General features: G+C 60.5%; 15 protein-coding genes and 1 tRNA gene. 14 read left to right on the forward strand and 2 right to left on the reverse strand.

Annotated elements, in window-relative coordinates:
• Positions 1-52: 52 nt before the first annotated feature.
• Both ACUZ79_RS04335 and dut read right to left on the reverse strand, forming a co-directional pair.
• On the reverse strand, positions 53-1,252 hold the full coding sequence (locus ACUZ79_RS04335) for an acetylornithine/succinylornithine family transaminase (RefSeq protein WP_449250803.1): 1,200 nt from the start codon (positions 1,250-1,252) through the stop codon (positions 53-55).
• 74 nt (positions 1,253-1,326) lie between these two features.
• The gene (gene dut, locus ACUZ79_RS04340; RefSeq protein ID WP_449252161.1) at positions 1,327-1,797 is read right to left on the reverse strand and encodes a dUTP diphosphatase; all 471 of its coding nucleotides are present in this window, start codon (positions 1,795-1,797) and stop codon (positions 1,327-1,329) included.
• A 296-nt stretch (positions 1,798-2,093) separates the two neighbouring features.
• Between dut and ACUZ79_RS04345 the strand changes: the two genes are divergently transcribed.
• The 14 genes from ACUZ79_RS04345 (at position 2,094) to ACUZ79_RS04410 (ending at position 16,523) form a co-directional block, all read left to right on the forward strand.
• On the forward strand, positions 2,094-2,360 hold the full coding sequence (locus tag ACUZ79_RS04345; protein ID WP_240823739.1) for a CD3324 family protein: 267 nt from the start codon (positions 2,094-2,096) through the stop codon (positions 2,358-2,360).
• 173 nt (positions 2,361-2,533) lie between these two features.
• On the forward strand, positions 2,534-3,901 hold the full coding sequence (gene trmFO / locus ACUZ79_RS04350; RefSeq protein ID WP_449250804.1) for a methylenetetrahydrofolate--tRNA-(uracil(54)-C(5))-methyltransferase (FADH(2)-oxidizing) TrmFO: 1,368 nt from the start codon (positions 2,534-2,536) through the stop codon (positions 3,899-3,901).
• Between the two features lie 185 nt (positions 3,902-4,086).
• Positions 4,087-4,163: transfer RNA gene (locus tag ACUZ79_RS04355), tRNA-Val, on the forward strand.
• A 162-nt stretch (positions 4,164-4,325) separates the two neighbouring features.
• Positions 4,326-6,257 (forward strand): threonine--tRNA ligase, encoded by a 1,932-nt coding sequence (thrS, locus tag ACUZ79_RS04360; RefSeq protein WP_449250805.1) that lies wholly within the window; start codon positions 4,326-4,328, stop codon positions 6,255-6,257.
• Position 6,258: 1 nt separating this feature from the next.
• Complete coding sequence (infC, locus tag ACUZ79_RS04365; protein ID WP_022657788.1) at positions 6,259-6,795, forward strand: translation initiation factor IF-3; 537 nt, start codon at positions 6,259-6,261, stop codon at positions 6,793-6,795.
• A gap of 121 nt (positions 6,796-6,916) precedes the next feature.
• A complete protein-coding gene (gene rpmI, locus ACUZ79_RS04370) occupies positions 6,917-7,114 on the forward strand; it encodes a 50S ribosomal protein L35 (protein WP_022657789.1) in 198 nt (65 codons plus the stop codon).
• Positions 7,115-7,432: 318 nt separating this feature from the next.
• Complete coding sequence (gene rplT, locus ACUZ79_RS04375) at positions 7,433-7,786, forward strand: 50S ribosomal protein L20 (RefSeq protein WP_240823742.1); 354 nt, start codon at positions 7,433-7,435, stop codon at positions 7,784-7,786.
• 327 nt (positions 7,787-8,113) lie between these two features.
• On the forward strand, positions 8,114-9,151 hold the full coding sequence (gene pheS, locus ACUZ79_RS04380; RefSeq protein ID WP_298992093.1) for a phenylalanine--tRNA ligase subunit alpha: 1,038 nt from the start codon (positions 8,114-8,116) through the stop codon (positions 9,149-9,151).
• Between the two features lie 6 nt (positions 9,152-9,157).
• Positions 9,158-9,595, forward strand: coding sequence for a translation initiation factor IF-2 (locus tag ACUZ79_RS04385; RefSeq protein WP_449250806.1), 438 nt, complete (start codon positions 9,158-9,160; stop codon positions 9,593-9,595).
• A 30-nt stretch (positions 9,596-9,625) separates the two neighbouring features.
• Positions 9,626-12,034, forward strand: coding sequence for a phenylalanine--tRNA ligase subunit beta (pheT, locus tag ACUZ79_RS04390; RefSeq protein WP_240823745.1), 2,409 nt, complete (start codon positions 9,626-9,628; stop codon positions 12,032-12,034).
• A 78-nt stretch (positions 12,035-12,112) separates the two neighbouring features.
• Complete coding sequence (locus tag ACUZ79_RS04395; protein WP_192112323.1) at positions 12,113-12,466, forward strand: MerR family transcriptional regulator; 354 nt, start codon at positions 12,113-12,115, stop codon at positions 12,464-12,466.
• Between the two features lie 105 nt (positions 12,467-12,571).
• Positions 12,572-13,291, forward strand: coding sequence for a ribulose-phosphate 3-epimerase (rpe, locus tag ACUZ79_RS04400; RefSeq protein ID WP_449250807.1), 720 nt, complete (start codon positions 12,572-12,574; stop codon positions 13,289-13,291).
• Between the two features lie 11 nt (positions 13,292-13,302).
• Complete coding sequence (gene tkt, locus ACUZ79_RS04405) at positions 13,303-15,309, forward strand: transketolase (protein WP_449250808.1); 2,007 nt, start codon at positions 13,303-13,305, stop codon at positions 15,307-15,309.
• A 44-nt stretch (positions 15,310-15,353) separates the two neighbouring features.
• On the forward strand, positions 15,354-16,523 hold the full coding sequence (locus tag ACUZ79_RS04410; protein ID WP_449250809.1) for a phosphoglycerate kinase: 1,170 nt from the start codon (positions 15,354-15,356) through the stop codon (positions 16,521-16,523).
• Positions 16,524-16,712 lie beyond the last annotated feature (189 nt).

Raw genomic sequence — 16,712 nt, forward strand, 5'->3', positions numbered from 1 at the left:
CCTATGTAGTGTACAATCGTGCTTCTGTAAAGACCCGGACGGGTCGATTTTTTTAAAAAGCCTTCAAAATGTCTTCAAGCGTGGTCACAAAGCTGTCCAGATCTGCCTGCTCAATGTTCAGGGGCGGCAGGAGGCGCAGGGTGACGCCGTGGCTCAGGTTGCATATGAAGCCCCGGCGCAGCAGTTCTTCCCACACCTCCTTGCCGGAAACTGTCAGCTCAATGCCCAGCATGAGGCCAATGCCCCGCACTTCGCGGATTTTGCCGGGAACGCGCTGCTGGAGAGCGGCCAGCTGGGCCTTCATGTGCTCACCTAACGTGCTGGCGCGTTCTGCCAGTTTGTCGCGCAGCATGATTTCAACCGTCTTGGTCGCCACGGCGGAAACAAGCGCGCCCCCCCCAAAGGTGGTGGCGTGGCTGCCCGCCTCAAAGCCCTGCGCAACTTCGTCCGTAGCCAGCATGGCGCCCATGGGCAGGCCGTTGGCGAGCGATTTGGCCATGCTGATGATGTCGGGCGTGAGGCCGCATGTCTGGAAGGCCCAGAACTTGCCGGTACGGCACAGGCCAGCCTGCACTTCATCGCACATAAAGAGGATGTCGTGCTTGCGGCACAGGGCCTCAACACCGCGCAGATAGTCTGCGGGCAGGGGCACAATGCCGCCTTCGCCCTGCACCACTTCAACCAGCACTGCGGCGGTGGCGGGGGTGATGGCGGCTTCCATCGCTGCGAGGTCGTTGGCCGGAACCTGCTTGAAGCCCTCGGGCAGGGGGGTAAAGCCATTGCTCAGGCTCTCGCGCCCAGTGGCTGCCAGCGATCCGAGCGTGCGGCCATGAAAGCAGCCCTCAAGGGTGATGATTTCGTAGGCATCGCGTTTTTTCACGCTGCGCATGTAGCGACGCGCCAGCTTTATGCAGGCCTCGTTGGCTTCCGCGCCGGAGTTGCAGAAAAAGGCCTTGCTGTGGTGGCTTGTTGAGAGCAGCAGCCGCGCCAGTTCAAGCTGTTCTTCCTGATAAAACAGGTTGCTCACGTGCCAGAGCTTGTGGGACTGGGCCTCAAGGGCGGCGCAGATTTCATCATTGCAGTGGCCAAGGGCCGTTACGGCAATGCCCGCCAGCAGATCGACATATTCCTTGCCGTCCACGTCCCAGAGTCGCGCGCCCTTGCCTCGCACGATAGCCAGCGGGTAACGGCTGTAGGAACGGCAGAGCAGGCTCTCTTCCCCGGCTTTCACGGCGGCAAAGGCTTGTGACATGGACAAACTCCTTCTCGGTGAACGTATGAATGGTGGAATGGATGAAAGTCGCTGGCGGTTGCCAGCGCAGAGTATCAGCGCCCTGTGTGACCGAAACCGCCGGAACCGCGTTCTGTGGCAGACAGTTCCGTTACTTCACGCCATCGCGGTCGCACAAAGGACTGAAAGATGAGCTGGGCCACGCGCTCGCCGTTCTGGATGCGGCGCTCCTGACCGGAGGTGTTCAGAAGGAACACCAGAATTTCCCCGGTATAGTCCGGGTCGATGATGCCGACGCCCTGGGCAACAGTTATGCCGTCGCGCGCGCCAAGGCCGCTGCGCGAGTAAACAAAACCGGCAATGCCAGCCGCGCGGGGCTGTACGCTGATGCCCGTGCAAACCTTGAGCCTGCCCCCGGCGGGAATAAGCGCTTCGGGCGTATCAAGGCAAGCGCGCAGATCCATACCTGCCGACTGGCTGGTGGCAGGAGCAAGAAAATCATCCTGCCCCTGAGCGTAGAGCTTACGCGCGCCGGGGCGCACAAACGCAATGTCCACGGGGGCCATGCCCTCGTGGAGGTCGTTTGCCTTTTCGGCGGCGTGCTGCTGTGCGTGATCGTCGTGCATCGGTTGTTACTAGCGCAGCTTTTCGTTGGGGGCAAGAGCCGGATTGGGGCGCAACCCTGTTGACTTGGCATTTTGCTGTGTATACAGAAAAAGCATTATCAACACTCAACAGGATTATTGGATGTATACTTATCAGGATTCTGCCCGTTATGCATAGCAGGGGCTATTGCATAACAGCTTGATTGTTTAGGCAATAGCCCTTGCTCCGTCCTGACATTTCATCGGGAGGAAGCATCATGGGCTATAAAAAAGCGACTAAAGTTCTGCCGCAACACTTGTTGCGGGCCATACAGGAATATGTTGACGGGGAATATCTGTACATTCCCCGCAAGGAAGAAAACAGAAAACACTGGGGAGAAACCGCCCCCAACCGTGCCTTGCGTGTTGCCAGAAATAACGAGATGGCTGCCCGGCGCAAGGCGGGCTGGTCTGTTGCGCAACTGGCGGAACGGTATTTTCTTTCCGAAAAAGCGGTTTACAAAATTCTTGCGGCCTTGAACTGAGGCTAACAGAGCCTGCGGCTGGCCGGGATTGTGCCGGCTGCTATGGTCATCTCGCAGGAATGGTATTGTTTGTCTTCAGCGCCCTGACGTGTCGGGGCGCTTTTTGTTATGAACAAGCGGGCGGGCTTGCCATCAGGCGGGATTTCTTTCAAGCTGCGCGGCAAGGAGAATATATGCAGATTATGTCCATAGCCGTGGTGGGCGGCGGCCTTGCCGGGTGCGAATGCGCCCTGCATCTGGCCCGCGCCGGTCACTCCGTAACCCTGTTTGAACAAAAGCCGGGCCACAGGTCGGCTGCCCATATCAGCGAGCATCTGGCTGAGCTTGTATGCTCCAACTCCCTGCGGTCAGATGAACTTACATCCGGCGTGGGCCTGCTCAAGGCTGAAATGCGCGCCCTTGGCAGCGATTTTATGGAACTGGCCGATGCCCACCGCGTGCCCGCTGGCAAGGCTCTGGCCGTTGACCGCGAGGCTTTTGCCCGCGCCATGACCGAGCGCGTGGCGGCGCAGGCCAATATCACGCTTGTGGAACATCAGGTGGCATCGCTGGACGACCCGGTGCTCGCGCCCTTTACGGGCGAGGGCAGGGCAGTGGTTCTGGCTGCCGGGCCCATGGCCTCGGAGGGGCTTTCCGCCTCGCTCGCAGACGCCGTGGGCGCAAAGCACTGCTATTTTTATGACGCAATCGCCCCCATTGTGTGGACGCACTCCCTTAATATGGACGTGGTGTTTCGCGCCTCCCGCTATGGGCAGGAAAACGGCGAGGCCGACGGCGAGGGCGACTATCTCAATTGCCCCATGAGCCGCGACGAATACGATGTTTTTTATGCGGCCCTGCTGGAAGCGCAAAAAGTCTCTGCCCACGAATTTGAGCAGGAAAAGCATTTTGAAGGCTGCATGCCCGTGGAGGCTTTGGCCGAGCGCGGCCCCCGCACCCTGACCTTCGGCCCCCTCAAGCCTGTGGGGTTTGTGGACCCGCGCACAGGGCGCAGGCCCTGGGCCATTCTGCAGCTGCGGGCAGAAAAGGCCAACAGCGAAACCTGCAACCTCGTGGGCTGCCAGACCAAGCTGACCCAGGGCGAGCAGGCCCGCGTGTTCCGGCTGGTGCCGGGTATGGAAAATGCGGAGTTTGCGCGCTTTGGCAGTATGCACCGCAATACCTATGTGAACGCGCCTGATGTGCTGGCACCGGATTTGTCGCTGCGGGCGCGGCCCGGCGTGTATCTGGCGGGGCAGATCACAGGGGTGGAGGGCTATGTGGAATCAGCCGCCAGCGGCCTGTGGCTGGCCCTGCTGCTCAATGCCCGCGCACGTGGCCTTGAACTGCCGCACCCGCCTGTGGAGAGCGCTCTCGGCGGGCTGCTCAACCATTTGCGCACCCCGGTAAAGCATTTTCAGCCTTCCAACGCCCACTTCGGACTTGTGCCGGAACTGGGCGAAAGGGCGCGTAAAAAAGATCGCAAGGCCTTGTATTCCGCCCGCGCGCAGGAAACTTTCGGCCAGTGGCTCGCGGCGCAGCGCGAGGCAGGCATTATTTAAGATGCTTGCAGAGGTCCGCGTTTTTTGTCATGGTATTTGGCGCACGTGGTTGGAATAGCTTCTCCGGCTGCCCACACGCAGGCACATGGCGCATCTATCAGGGTTTCAGAGATAAATTGCGGCAATGTGTCAAAAAAGTGTTGACGGCGGCATGGGGAGTAGCTATATAACCGCTTGCCTCATGTAGGAGCGTAGCTCAGGTGGCTAGAGCACTTCCTTGACACGGAAGGGGTCAACAGTTCAAGTCTGTTCGTTCCTACCAAATGACTCTTCGGGGATAGTTCCCCTAAACGGCGGAAGGCCTTGGCCCCGCCCATAGCACAGGTCGCTTGATGCGACCCGAAGACCGGATTCGGCGCAGTGGGGAGGTTTACCTCCCCACTTTGTTTTATGTGCCTCCGGGTATTTTTGTAAGGAGCTTTTCATGGAAGTCCGTGTGGAAGGGCAGATGGTGGAAGCCGGTGACTCCGTAGCTTCTGTCCTGCAAAAAGCCTTGAGCGGCAAAAAGTTCAAGGCGGCTGTGGCCGCGCGCGCCGATAACGGCGCTCTGCTGGATCTTTCCGCACCCCTGCCTGCTGGCTGCATCGAGCTTGCGCCCGTGTACGCCGACTCGCCCGAGGGGCTGCAGATGATCCGCCATTCTACCGCCCACGTTATGGCGGCGGCGGTCAAGCGTCTCTTCCCCACTGCCAAGGTCACTATTGGCCCCTCCATTGATACCGGCTTTTACTACGACTTTGACGTGGAAAAGCCTTTTTCCAGTGAAGATTTCCCCGCTATTGAAGCGGAAATGCAGCGTATTGCCGATGCGCGCGAACCTTTCACCTGCAAGGTGCTGCCCAAGGCGGAAGCTGTTGAAGTGTTCCGCAATATGGGCGAAGCCTACAAGGTCGAGCTGATTGAAAGCATTGATGCCGACACGGTGTCGCTCTATACCTGCGGAGATTTCACGGATCTGTGCCGTGGCCCCCACGTGCCGCACACTGGTTTTGCCAAGGCGGCAAAGCTCATGAGCGTAGCCGGGGCCTACTGGCGCGGTGATGAAAAGAACCGTATGCTCTCGCGTATCTATGGCACGGCCTTTGCCGACCAGAAAGCTCTGGACGCCTATCTGAAGCAGCTTGAAGAAGCCAAACGCCGCGACCACCGCAAGCTTGGCCGCGAGTTGAGCCTCTTCACATTCAAGGAAGATGTGGCCCCCGGCATGGTCTTCTGGCTGCCCAGGGGCATGATGGTGCGCACCATTCTTGAAGATTTCTGGCGTCGCGAACATCTCAAGCGCGGGTACGAAATCGTGCAGGGGCCGCAACTGCTGCGCGTGGAAACATGGCAGAAATCCGGCCACTACGACCATTACCGCGAAAATATGTATTTCACGCAGATCGAGGAAGACGCCTACGGCGTCAAGCCCATGAACTGCATCTCGCATATGCTCATTTACGGCAACGAGCTGCACAGCTACCGCGATCTGCCCCAGCGCTATTTTGAACTGGGCGTGGTGCACCGCCACGAAAAGAGCGGCGTGCTGCACGGGCTGTTGCGCGTGCGCCAGTTCACACAGGACGATGCGCATATTCTGTGCGCGCCCGAGCAGCTTGAGGGTGAAATTCTTGAGGTCATCCATCTTATCCGCGATCTCATGAATCTCTTCGGCTTCCAGTACAAGGTTGCCGTTTCCACCAGGCCCGAGAGCAGCATCGGCACGGACGAAGCGTGGGAACTTGCCACCAACGCGCTCACCAAGGCTGTCGAAAAGGCCGGACTGCCCTACGAGATCAATGAGGGCGACGGCGCGTTTTACGGCCCAAAAATTGACGTGCGACTGCTTGACTGCATTGGCCGTGAATGGCAATGCTCAACGATACAGGTTGATTTTACCCTGCCGGAGCGTTTTGACCTCACCTATGTGGGGCAGGACGGCGAAAAGCACCGTCCGGTCATGGTGCACCGGGCTATCATGGGGTCGCTTGAGCGGTTCATCGGCATTCTCGTTGAGAACTTTGCCGGTGCGCTGCCCACATGGCTTGCGCCTGAGCAGGCCCGTCTGCTTACCGTGACGGAAGCGGGCGATGAAGCCACCCTCAAGATGTGCGAAGAACTCAAGGCGATGGGCATTCGCGCCACCGCCGATACCCGCAACGAGAAACTGGGTTTCAAGGTGCGCGAGGCGCAGCTGGCCAAGGTTCCGTATATTCTGGTGGTGGGGGAAAAAGAAGTGCAGGCGGGCGGCGCCAATGTGCGCCTGCGCAATGGGGACAATATGGGGCTCAAATCCGTAGCGGAAATCGCCGCGCTGATCCGGACGGACGCCGAAGAGCCTTTCAAACAAGGAGGGATGCGCTATAGCTTCGCCTAATATGAGATTCCGTCGCGACATGCCGCAGGACGGCGTGCGTCGCAACGAGATGATCCGCGCCCGTGAAGTGCGCGTGATCGCCGCCGATGGCGAGCAGCTTGGAATTCTGCAACGCAACGATGCTATTGACCGGGCCAAAGAAGCCGGCATGGATCTTGTGGAAGTGGCTTCCACTTCTGAACCGCCCGTTTGTCGCATAATGGACTACGGCAAGTTCAAGTACGAACAGCAGAAAAAGAAGCAGGAAGCCAAAAAGCGGCAGGCCGTGGTGCAGATTAAGGAAATCAAGGTTCGTCCCAAAACCGATGACCATGATTACGAAACCAAGGTCCGCCACATTCGCCGTTTTCTTGAAGAGGGTGACCGCTGTAAGATTACGGTGTTTTTCAGGGGCCGCGAAATTGTGCATAAAGATCGCGGCATGGCCATTCTTGAACGGGTTGTGCAAGACCTTGCCGATATCGCCAAGGTGGATCAGGAAGCCCGTGCCGAAGGCCGCACCTTGCAGATGATGCTGGTGCCCAAAAAACAGTCGTAGACCGTCTGTGCGGGGGATGTGAATTTCCCCTTGCGTGGTTCGGTGCTTTGGGGCATTATGCCCTTCCCTCGGTGCGCCCGTAAAACGGCGTCCGGGTGTATACGTTTTTAAGGAGTACGCCATGCCCAAGATCAAAACCCGGCGTTCCGCCGCCAAGCGTTTTTCGCAGACCGGCAGCGGCAAGTTCAAGCGTCGCCGCCAGAACCTGCGCCACATTCTGACCAAGAAGGCAGCCAGCCGCAAAATGCGTTTGGGTCAGTCCACCCTCGTGGATCAGACCAACGAGAAGGCTGTGCGCCGGATGCTGCCCAACGGCTAATTTGCTTGTCTTTTTACTTGCTGACTGCGGCAGCCTACGCGGGCGCGCCTCGGTCAGATAGACTGCTATGCTCCGCTTCGGCGCGCCGCTTGGCTTTCTTGTCCGCAAGTAAAAATTCTGCGCAAATCACAGTAGATGCTGTGAGCGTGTAAAGCAGATTCTGACGGGAAAAGGTAATTCAGCGCGATGCTACGGCATCGGCGGCGCATGCGGAGCCGCGACTGACGTTCAATCCGTATCTCTCATTTGAGAGCCTGAAGTTTTTTACGCTCCCCAACGGGCATTCCTCCGCCTAGTTGGGAGAAGGAGGCAACGCATATGCGTGTGAAGAGAGGTCTTGCAAGTCATCGTCGTCATAAAAAATATTTGAGCGCAGCCAAGGGCTTCCGTGGTGGTCGCAGCCGTCTGTACCGCACCGCGCGCGAGGCTGTGGAACGCTCGATGCAGTATTCCTATGTGGGCCGCAAGCAGAGGAAACGCGATTTCCGCACTCTGTGGATTCTCCGCATCAACGCCGGCGCGCGTTTGAGCGGTCTTTCCTACAGCCGCTTCATGCACGGCCTCAAGCAGGCTGGCATTGAACTGAACCGCAAGGTTCTGGCTGACCTTGCCGTGTATCACAAGGACGACTTCGCCAAGATCGTCGATCTGGCCAAGGCCGCTCTGAATTAGGAGCGGCGCTCCCCGCGCCGGAGGGAGACCTCCTGGCAGCGACGCCTGCGGCTTTTAAAGCGCAGCGCGGCTTGCGGGAGCGGGGCCTTGCATGGTATAAGGCGCGGGCGGTGCACAAGCGCCGTCCGCGCCTTGATTTTTTTGTATCGCCGGGGATTGTCCGGCGGGCAGGGCGAATTCATGCCGTGAGGATGCGCAGACCGCAGAAATGGCAGGATGTTCCGCAGGGCAGGGCCGCCAGGCCTGCCGAAAGCGGGTGCCGTCATTTCCGTTTTCCTGCGCATCCCTTAACAAAAAGCCGCGACGCGCGGCATTGGGATATCCGCTATGGATCTGATTTCTGCACTGGAAAGCCTGGTTCCCGAACTTGAAAAAGGTCTGGGCCAGGCTTCTTCGTTGGATGCCCTTGAGGCTTTGCGCGTGGATGTTCTGGGCCGCAAGGGCCGCATAGCCCAGATCATGGCCCAGTTGCCCTCGCTGGCCCCGGCAGAGCGCCCCGCCGTGGGCCAGACCGCCAACAGCGTCAAAGAGCGCTGCAACGCCCTGTTTGAAGCCCGCAAGGCTGCTCTTGAGGCCGGACGCGAGGCCGAAGCCCTGCGCCGTTTCGATCCTTCCGTACCTGGTCGCGCGCCCTGGCGCGGCAGCCTGCATCCCACCACTCTGGTGACGGAAGAAATCTGCCAGATTTTTCAGAATTTGGGCTTTGACGTGGCTTCCGGTCCGGAAGTGGAAATCGACTACTACAATTTTGAAGCCCTGAACATGCCGCCCGAGCATCCCGCCCGCGACATGCAGGATACCCTGTATGTCACCGAAAAAGTGCTCATGCGCACGCACACCTCGCCCGTGCAGGCCCGCACCATGCTGGCGCGCAAGCCTCCTCTGGCCGTCATTGCTCCCGGCAAGGTGTATCGGCGCGACAGCGACCTCACCCACACCCCCATGTTCCATCAGATCGAAGGCCTCATGGTGGGCGAGGGCATCAGCATGGCCCATCTGCGCGGCACGCTCACAGCCTTTGTACGCGCGGTCTTTGGCGCTGAAACCCAGGTGCGCTTCCGGCCCAGCTTCTTCCCCTTTACCGAACCCTCGGCAGAAGTGGACATCTCCTGCTGCATGTGCGGAGGCAAGGGCCACATTGGCGATGCGCCCTGCCGTGTGTGCAAAACCACGGGCTGGGTTGAAATTCTGGGTTGCGGCATGGTTGACCCTGCCGTGTTTGAAGCCGTGGGCTACCCGGCGGATGTCAGCGGTTTTGCCTTTGGCATGGGCGTGGAACGCGTGACCATGCTCAAGTACGGCATCGGCGATCTGCGGATGTTTTTTGAAAACGACGTGCGCTTCCTTGGCCAGTTTGCCCGGTAGGACACTATGCCCAGCGTCATGAGCCCCATAGATTGCAGCAATGCCCGCATGCGCGCAGGCCGCCTTATGGCTCTGCCCGTATGCCTTGTATTGCTGGGTCTGCTGGCGGCGGCTTCCCTGTTGCCCGGCAGCCCGAGCTGGCTGGCGACGGATGAAGCTCAGGCCGCCTCAGCCTACACCCCGCGCCATTCCGGAATGGACCCGCCTGGTGAACCCAAGCGCATCGAGTCCTTGCCCAGCAAGAACGCAGGGCGCACGGCAGAGGGCGGCATGGGCTACACGGACGCTTACGGCAACACCATTGACGACCGCCAGCCGGAAGAAAAACCCGCTCCCAAACGCCCCAGACCCGGGGCCTACGGCGTGGGCGCGGGCCAGAGCGAGCGCTACGAGCGCCCACTGCCCGATCCGCAAAATCAGACTCCTGCCTGGAGTTTCAAATAACCACGCCAAGGCGCGGAAACAGGACGAACTATGCTGCTCTCACTTTCATGGCTGCGTGAATTTACTCCGTATGAAGGAACGGCTGAGGCGCTGGGCGACCGCCTGACCATGCTCGGCCTTGAGCTGGAAGATATCAGTCGGCCCTACGATGCCATAAGCTCCATTGTGGTGGGGCATGTGGTTTCGTGCGACAATCATCCGGAATCTGACCACCTGCACGTCTGCAAGGTGGACGCCGGGCAGGGCGAGCTGCTTGATATCGTCTGCGGCGCGCCCAATGTGGCTGCGGGCCAGAAAGTGCCTGTGGCTCTGGTGGGTACCAAAATGCCTGACGGCATGGTGATCAAAAAGGCCAAGCTGCGCGGCGCGCCATCCTTTGGCATGATCTGCTCCGAGCGCGAGCTGGGCCTGACTGAAGACCACACAGGCATCATGGTGCTGCCCGAAAGCTTTGTGGTGGGCAAGCCTCTGGTGGAGCAGCTTGAGCTTGACCGCGAAGTGCTGGATATTTCCATCACGCCCAACCGCGCCGACTGCCTATCGGTTCTTGGCCTTGCGCGCGAAACAGCGCTGGCCTGCAACCTGCCTCTCTCCATACCCGAGCTGCCGCTGGAGCTGGACTCTGGCGCGGAAGTGCTGGTTCCCATTGATATTGACGACCCCGAGCACTGCTGGCTGTATTCCGGTCGCGTCATCACGGGCGTCAAGATCGGGCCTTCGCCCATGCGCCTGCGCCACCGCCTGCATGCCGTGGGTGTGCGCCCCATTTCCAATATCGTGGACGTGACCAACTACATTCTGTTTGAATGCGGTCAGCCCCTGCACTCCTTTGACATGGACAAGCTGGAAGGCGGGCGTATTGTGGTGCGCCGCGCGCAGGAAGGCGATACCTTCACCACCCTTGACGGGCAGGAACGCGCGCTCACCGCAGCCGACCTCTGTATCCGCGACGGTGCGCGCGCCGTGGCTCTTGCTGGCGTTATGGGCGGCCTGAACAGCGAAATTTCCGATGCCAGCACCAATGTGTTTCTGGAAAGCGCGGTCTTCAAGCCTGCCACAATCCGCAAAACATCGCGCCGTCTGGGCCTCTCGTCCGAGGCGTCCTACCGCTTTGAGCGCGGCATCGACCAGCAGCGCACCGTGTGGGCGCTTGACCGCGCCTGCGCCATGATGGCCGCCGTCAGCGGCGGGCGTGTGCAGCGCGGGCTTTCCATCAACGAACCCCGCCCCTTCAAAGCGGCCAGCATTGAATTTCGCCCCTCGCGAGCCGATTCCCTGCTGGGTGTACAGCTTGGCGCGGACTTTGACGAAAAAGTGCTCACCGGCATGGGCTGCAATGTGGACAAGGGCGAAAGCAGCCCCGTGTGGCGCGTGAGCCAGCCCTCCTGGAGGCCCGACCTCACCCGCGAGGCTGATCTGATCGAAGAAGTGGGCCGTGTGCACGGGCTGGATACCATTGCCCCCGTGTTGCCCGCCATTGCCCGCAACCTTGACCGCGCAGGCGAGCCGGAATCGCGTTACGGATTCTGGTCGCGCCTCAAGCACTGGGGCGCTGGCCTCGGCCTCAACGAAGCCGTGAACTACAGCTTTGTGGGCCACAAGGACATGGACCATCTTGCCATGCCGCGCGAGGGCCGTATTTCCATCATGAATCCGCTCTCGGCGGAACAGGATGCCCTGCGCACCGCCCTGGCCCCCGGCCTGATGTACGATCTGCGCAATAACCTTGCTCAGGGAGCGCAGGGGCTGCGGCTGTTTGAGCTTGCCAATATCTTTGAAGCTGACGCCTCCTCTGAAACCACCGCCCGCGAAACGGGCATGCTGGGCGTGCTCCTGTATGGCGCGCGTTACGACACGGCCTGGCCCCAGGCTGAGGGCGACATGGATTATGCCGACCTCAAGGGCGTGGTGGAAAACCTGCTGCACTATCTGCATCTTGGCGCGCCCATCTATGAACTGGCTCAGGAGCATGCCTTTTTGCTGCCCTGCGTGAATATCTTTGTGGATGGCCGCGCCGTGGGCTTCATGGGTCGGGTCAAACCCGCCATGGCCGACGAATACCACGCCCGCAAGGACGTGTGGCTGGCTGAAATGAACCTCGACATCCTGCGCGAACTGCACGATGCCGCCACGGTGCGCTTTGCGCCCCTGCCGGTGTATCCGCCCGTGCGGCGCGACATTACCGTGACCGCCGGGCCGGGCCTCAAGGTGGCCGACATCACTGCCCACGTGCAGGGGCTCAAGCTGCCCCTGCTGGACGAAGTGGCCCTGGTGGACTGCTTTGAACCCAAGACGGAGCAGGGCGCGGAACCCGTGCGCAATCTGACCTTCCGGCTCACGTTCCGCCATGCGGAGCGTACCCTCAAGGATACGGAAGTGGACAAGGAGCGGGAGAAGGTGGCACAGTCGCTTGTAAGCGCTCTGGGCGTAAAGATATAACACAGTGCGCGCAGGCCCGGTTTTTTCGGGCCTGCGCAATTCCGGCACATTTTCAGAGAGTGTCAGGAGGGGTATGACATGTCGGACCACACGCCCGACAATACCTACCGCATAGGTGAGGTCGCAGAACTGCTCGACCTCAAAACCCATGTGTTGCGCTTCTGGGAAACGGAGTTTCCCCAGTTGGCGCCGCTGCGCACCGGTAAGGGGCAGCGCCTGTACACGGAAGAAAACGTGGCCCTCTTGCGTCGTATCCGGCAGTTGCTGCACGAACAGGGCATGACCATTGAAGGCGCGCGTCGCGTACTCGCGGGCAGCGCCGTTGTGGACGAAAGCCTGCCCGAACGCGTGGCGGCTGTGCCGGACCCGGATTTCATGCGCATGCTCCAGCGGGAACTGATCTCACTGCGCCGCCTGCTCAGTGAAAAATAGGCTGCGCCTGCTGGCGTAACAGAATATTTCAGGGAAGGGACGCGGGGGAGGCGACCCTTTCTGTTGGTGGTCCTCCCCCGCAAACACGCTCACCCCGATATAATCATGATCTTATCGCCCTCATTGCTGTCTGCCGATTTTGCCCGTCTGGCTGAAGAGCTTGGCGCACTTGAAGCCGCCGGAGTCACCTGGCTGCATCTGGACGTGATGGACGGGGCATTTGTGCCCAACATCACCTTTGGTCCCCCGCTGATAAAGGCTCTACGGTCTGTCAGCGGGCTTTTTTTTGACGTGCATCTCATGGTGAACGACCCGGCCCGCTATATTGCCGACTTCCACAAGGCCGGGGCAGACATGCTGGTCATCCATGCCGAGGCCGACAAGCACCCGCAGCGCACCCTCACTGCCATCCGGGCAATGGGCTGCAAGGCGGGGCTTGCCCTCAACCCCGGCACGGATGTGAGCGCGGCCCGCTGGCTGGCGGCGGACATGGACATGCTGCTGCTCATGAGCGTAAACCCCGGTTTTTCGGGGCAAGCATTCATCCCCGCCACATTCGACAAGATCCGCGCCGCCCGGCAGATGCTTGACGCCAACGGCGGGGCCGAGGCGCTCATCCAGATTGACGGCGGCGTATGCCCCGAAAACACGGCCCAGCTTGTGGACGCCGGGGCGGAAGTCCTTGTGTCCGGCTCGGCCTTTTTTGGCCATAAACCTTACGACAAACGGCTTGCCGCCTTTATGGCTCCGCTTGCGGGCAAAACGCCCCGCCATGCGGAAGATGCCCTGAGACGCCGCGCCGCCAACCATATCACGCAAAAATAGAGGAAAGAGTCATGCCCACCCGCAGACAGTGCGCCAATGCCATCCGCGCCCTTGCCATGGACGCCATTGAAAAAGCCCGCTCCGGTCACCCCGGCGCACCGCTGGGTATGGCCGACATGGCCGAAGCCCTGTGGCGTCACGGTTTCAAGCACAATCCGAGCAACCCCCGCTGGTTTGACCGCGACCGCTTTGTGCTTTCCAACGGCCATGCCTCCATGCTGCTCTATGCCTTGCTGCACCTCACGGGCTATGATCTGCCCATGGAGGAACTGCGCAATTTCCGCCAGTGGGGCGCCAAAACCGCAGGGCACCCCGAATATGAGCCTGATCTGGGCATTGAAATGACCACCGGCCCGTTGGGGCAAGGCATTTCTTCCGCCGTGGGCATGGCGCTGGCCGAAAGCATGCTGGCCGCCCGTTACAACACGCCCGAACACACGGTTGTGGATCACCACACCTATGTGTTCACGGGCGACGGTTGCCTCATGGAAGGCGTCTCGCATGAAGCCTGCTCTCTGGCTGGCACCTGGGGCCTGGGCAAGCTCATTGCCCTTTATGACTCCAACGGTATTTCCATTGACGGCAAGATTGACGGCTGGTTCAACGAAGACGTGGCGGCCCGCTTCCGCGCCTACCACTGGCAGGTCATCGGCCCCATCAACGGGCACGACGCCGCCGCACTGGACGCCGCCATTGCCGAGGCCAAGGCCGACCAGAGCCGTCCCAGCCTGATCATCTGCCGCACCCACATTGGTTTTGGTTCGCCCAAGGCCGATTCCGCCTCCTGCCACGGTTCGCCCCTTGGCGACGATGGCATTGCAGCCACCCGCGCGGCTCTGGGCTGGACCGAAGAGCCCTTTACAGTGCCGCAGGAACTGTATTCCGCATGGGACGCGCGTGAAAAGGGCAAGACTGCCGAGGCCGCCTGGGAACATACCTATGCCGCCTACGCCAAGGCCAATCCCGAGCTTGCCGCAGAATTTACCCGCCGTATGCGCGGCGAACTGCCCGAAGACTGGGCCGCCATTGCGCGGGGCATGGTTGAAGAAGCCGTGAGCAAGGCTGAAACAACGGCAACGCGCGTGGCCTCCAAGAAAACCCTTGAATGCCTCGTGCCCCGCCTGCCCGAACTTGTGGGCGGCTCAGCCGACCTCACCGGCTCCGTGGGTACGTTGACCAGCGCCTCCGAGCATATGGACGTGCAGACCCACAAGGGCAACTATGTTTCCTACGGCGTGCGCGAATTCGGTATGAGCGCCATCATGAACGGTTTTGCCCTGCACGGCGGGTTCATCCCCTACGCGGGCACGTTCATGTCTTTTGCCGACCAAGCCAAGAACGCCCTGCGACTGGCAGCCATCATGGGCATCCGCGCCGTGTGGGTGCTGACGCACGACTCCATTGGCGTGGGCGAAGACGGCCCCACGCACCAGCCTGTGGAACAGCTCGGCATGCTGCGCCTCATGCCCAATTTCAACCTCTGGCGTCCCTGCGACACGGTGGAAACCGCCGTGGCCTGGCACAGCGCCCTTGAAAGCGCCCACACGCCCACCGGGCTTTCGCTCTCGCGCCAGAATCTGCCTTTCTGCCAGCGCGACGCCGCCCAGGTGGAATCCATTGCGCGCGGCGGCTATGTGCTGCGCGACTGCGAAGGCACTCCCGAGATCATCCTTATAGCCACTGGTTCCGAAGTGTCGCTTGCCCTTGAGGCCGCTGATCAGCTGACCGCCGATGGCCGCAAGGCCCGCGTAGTCTCCATGCCCTGCGCAGAGATTTTTGACGCGCAGGACGCGGCCTACAAGGAAAGCGTATTGCCCCGTGGCGTGCGCGCCCGCATTGCCATTGAAGCCGCCGCTGCGGATTACTGGCGCAAGTATGTGGGTCTGGACGGCGCGGTGGTCGGCATGGAGCGCTTTGGCGCTTCCGCCCCTGCCAAGATCGTTTTTGAGCGTCTGGGCTTTACCGTGGCGCATGTGCTGGAAGTGGCGGAAGGCCTCTTCCGGCAGCTTGGGAAGTAACTGACCGACAGAACGAAGCAAATCCTCTTACAGGGAGAACGCATATGCCCATCAAAAAAATGCAGGATCTGGACCTGACAGGCAAAACCGTTGTGATTCGCGAAGACCTGAACGTGCCCATGAAGGACGGACAGGTATCCAACGACAAGCGCATCCGCGCTTCGCTGCCCACCATTACCACGGCCCTTGAAAAAGGCGCGGGCGTGGTGCTGCTTTCGCATCTGGGCCGCCCCACAGAAGGGCAGTATGAAGAGCAGTTCTCCCTCAAGCCCGTGGCCGCCCGCCTTTCCGAGCTGATGGGCAAACCTGTTGCCCTCGCCGCCACGTTGGAAGAAGCCAAGGCGGCTCCCGGCACCGTGACCCTGCTTGAGAACGTGCGTTTTCTCAAGGGCGAGAAAAAGAACGACCCCGCCCTGGCCGCGCAACTTGCCGCCCTGGGTGATGTATATGTGATGGACGCCTTTGGCGCGGCCCACCGCGCGCATGCCTCCACCGAGGGTGCGGTGCGCGTTGCCAAGGTTGCCTGCGCCGGGCCGCTGCTCCAGGCGGAGCTGGATGCCTTTGCCAAGGTGCTGAACAATCCCGCCCGTCCGCTTGCTGCCATCATCGGCGGCTCCAAGGTGTCCACCAAGCTGGCCCTGCTGGAAAATCTGCTGGAAAAAGTGGACGTGCTCATTGTGGGCGGCGGCATTGCCAATACTTTCCTTGCGGCTGCCGGGTATATGGTCGGCAAGTCCCTGTACGAGGAAGATCTGGTGACGGACGCCAAGCGCATCATGGAGCAGGCCAAGAATCTCAACAGGGAGCTGCCCCTGCCCGTGGATGTTGTGACCGCCGAGGAACTGGCTCCCGGTCAGGCGGCTACCACCCGCGCAGTGGGCGATGTGCCCGCAGACCAGATGATTCTGGACGTAGGCCGCGACACGATTGCGCAGTACAAAAAGTTGCTGTCCAAGGTTGCCACTGTGGTGTGGAACGGCCCTGTGGGCGCGTTTGAAACTGATCCCTTTGGCGAAGGCACCAAGGCACTGGCTCATTATCTTGCGGATTCCAAGGCCTTTGTGGTGGTGGGCGGCGGTGATTCCGTGGCTGCGGTGGAAAAGTACGGCCTGTCCGAAAAGATGGGCTATATCTCCACAGGTGGCGGCGCATCGTTGGAACTGCTGGAAGGCAAGGTGTTGCCCTCGGTGGCGGCGCTGGAAGACAGAGGCTAGGGCCTGTGCACTATGGCTCTTTTGCCCTCTGTCTGCGTCAGGAAGCCTTTTTATTTCGGTCGAGTACCGAAGGGAGTACACTCCCTTCATAAAAAGGATTCCTTCCTTGGCAGAGAACAAAATTGCTCATAGAGTTAACAAACCCTAGTACATGCCGCTCTGCGGCGGCGTTCATAGCTGATTCAGGCC

The sequence above is a fragment of the Desulfovibrio faecalis genome (assembly GCF_053570625.1).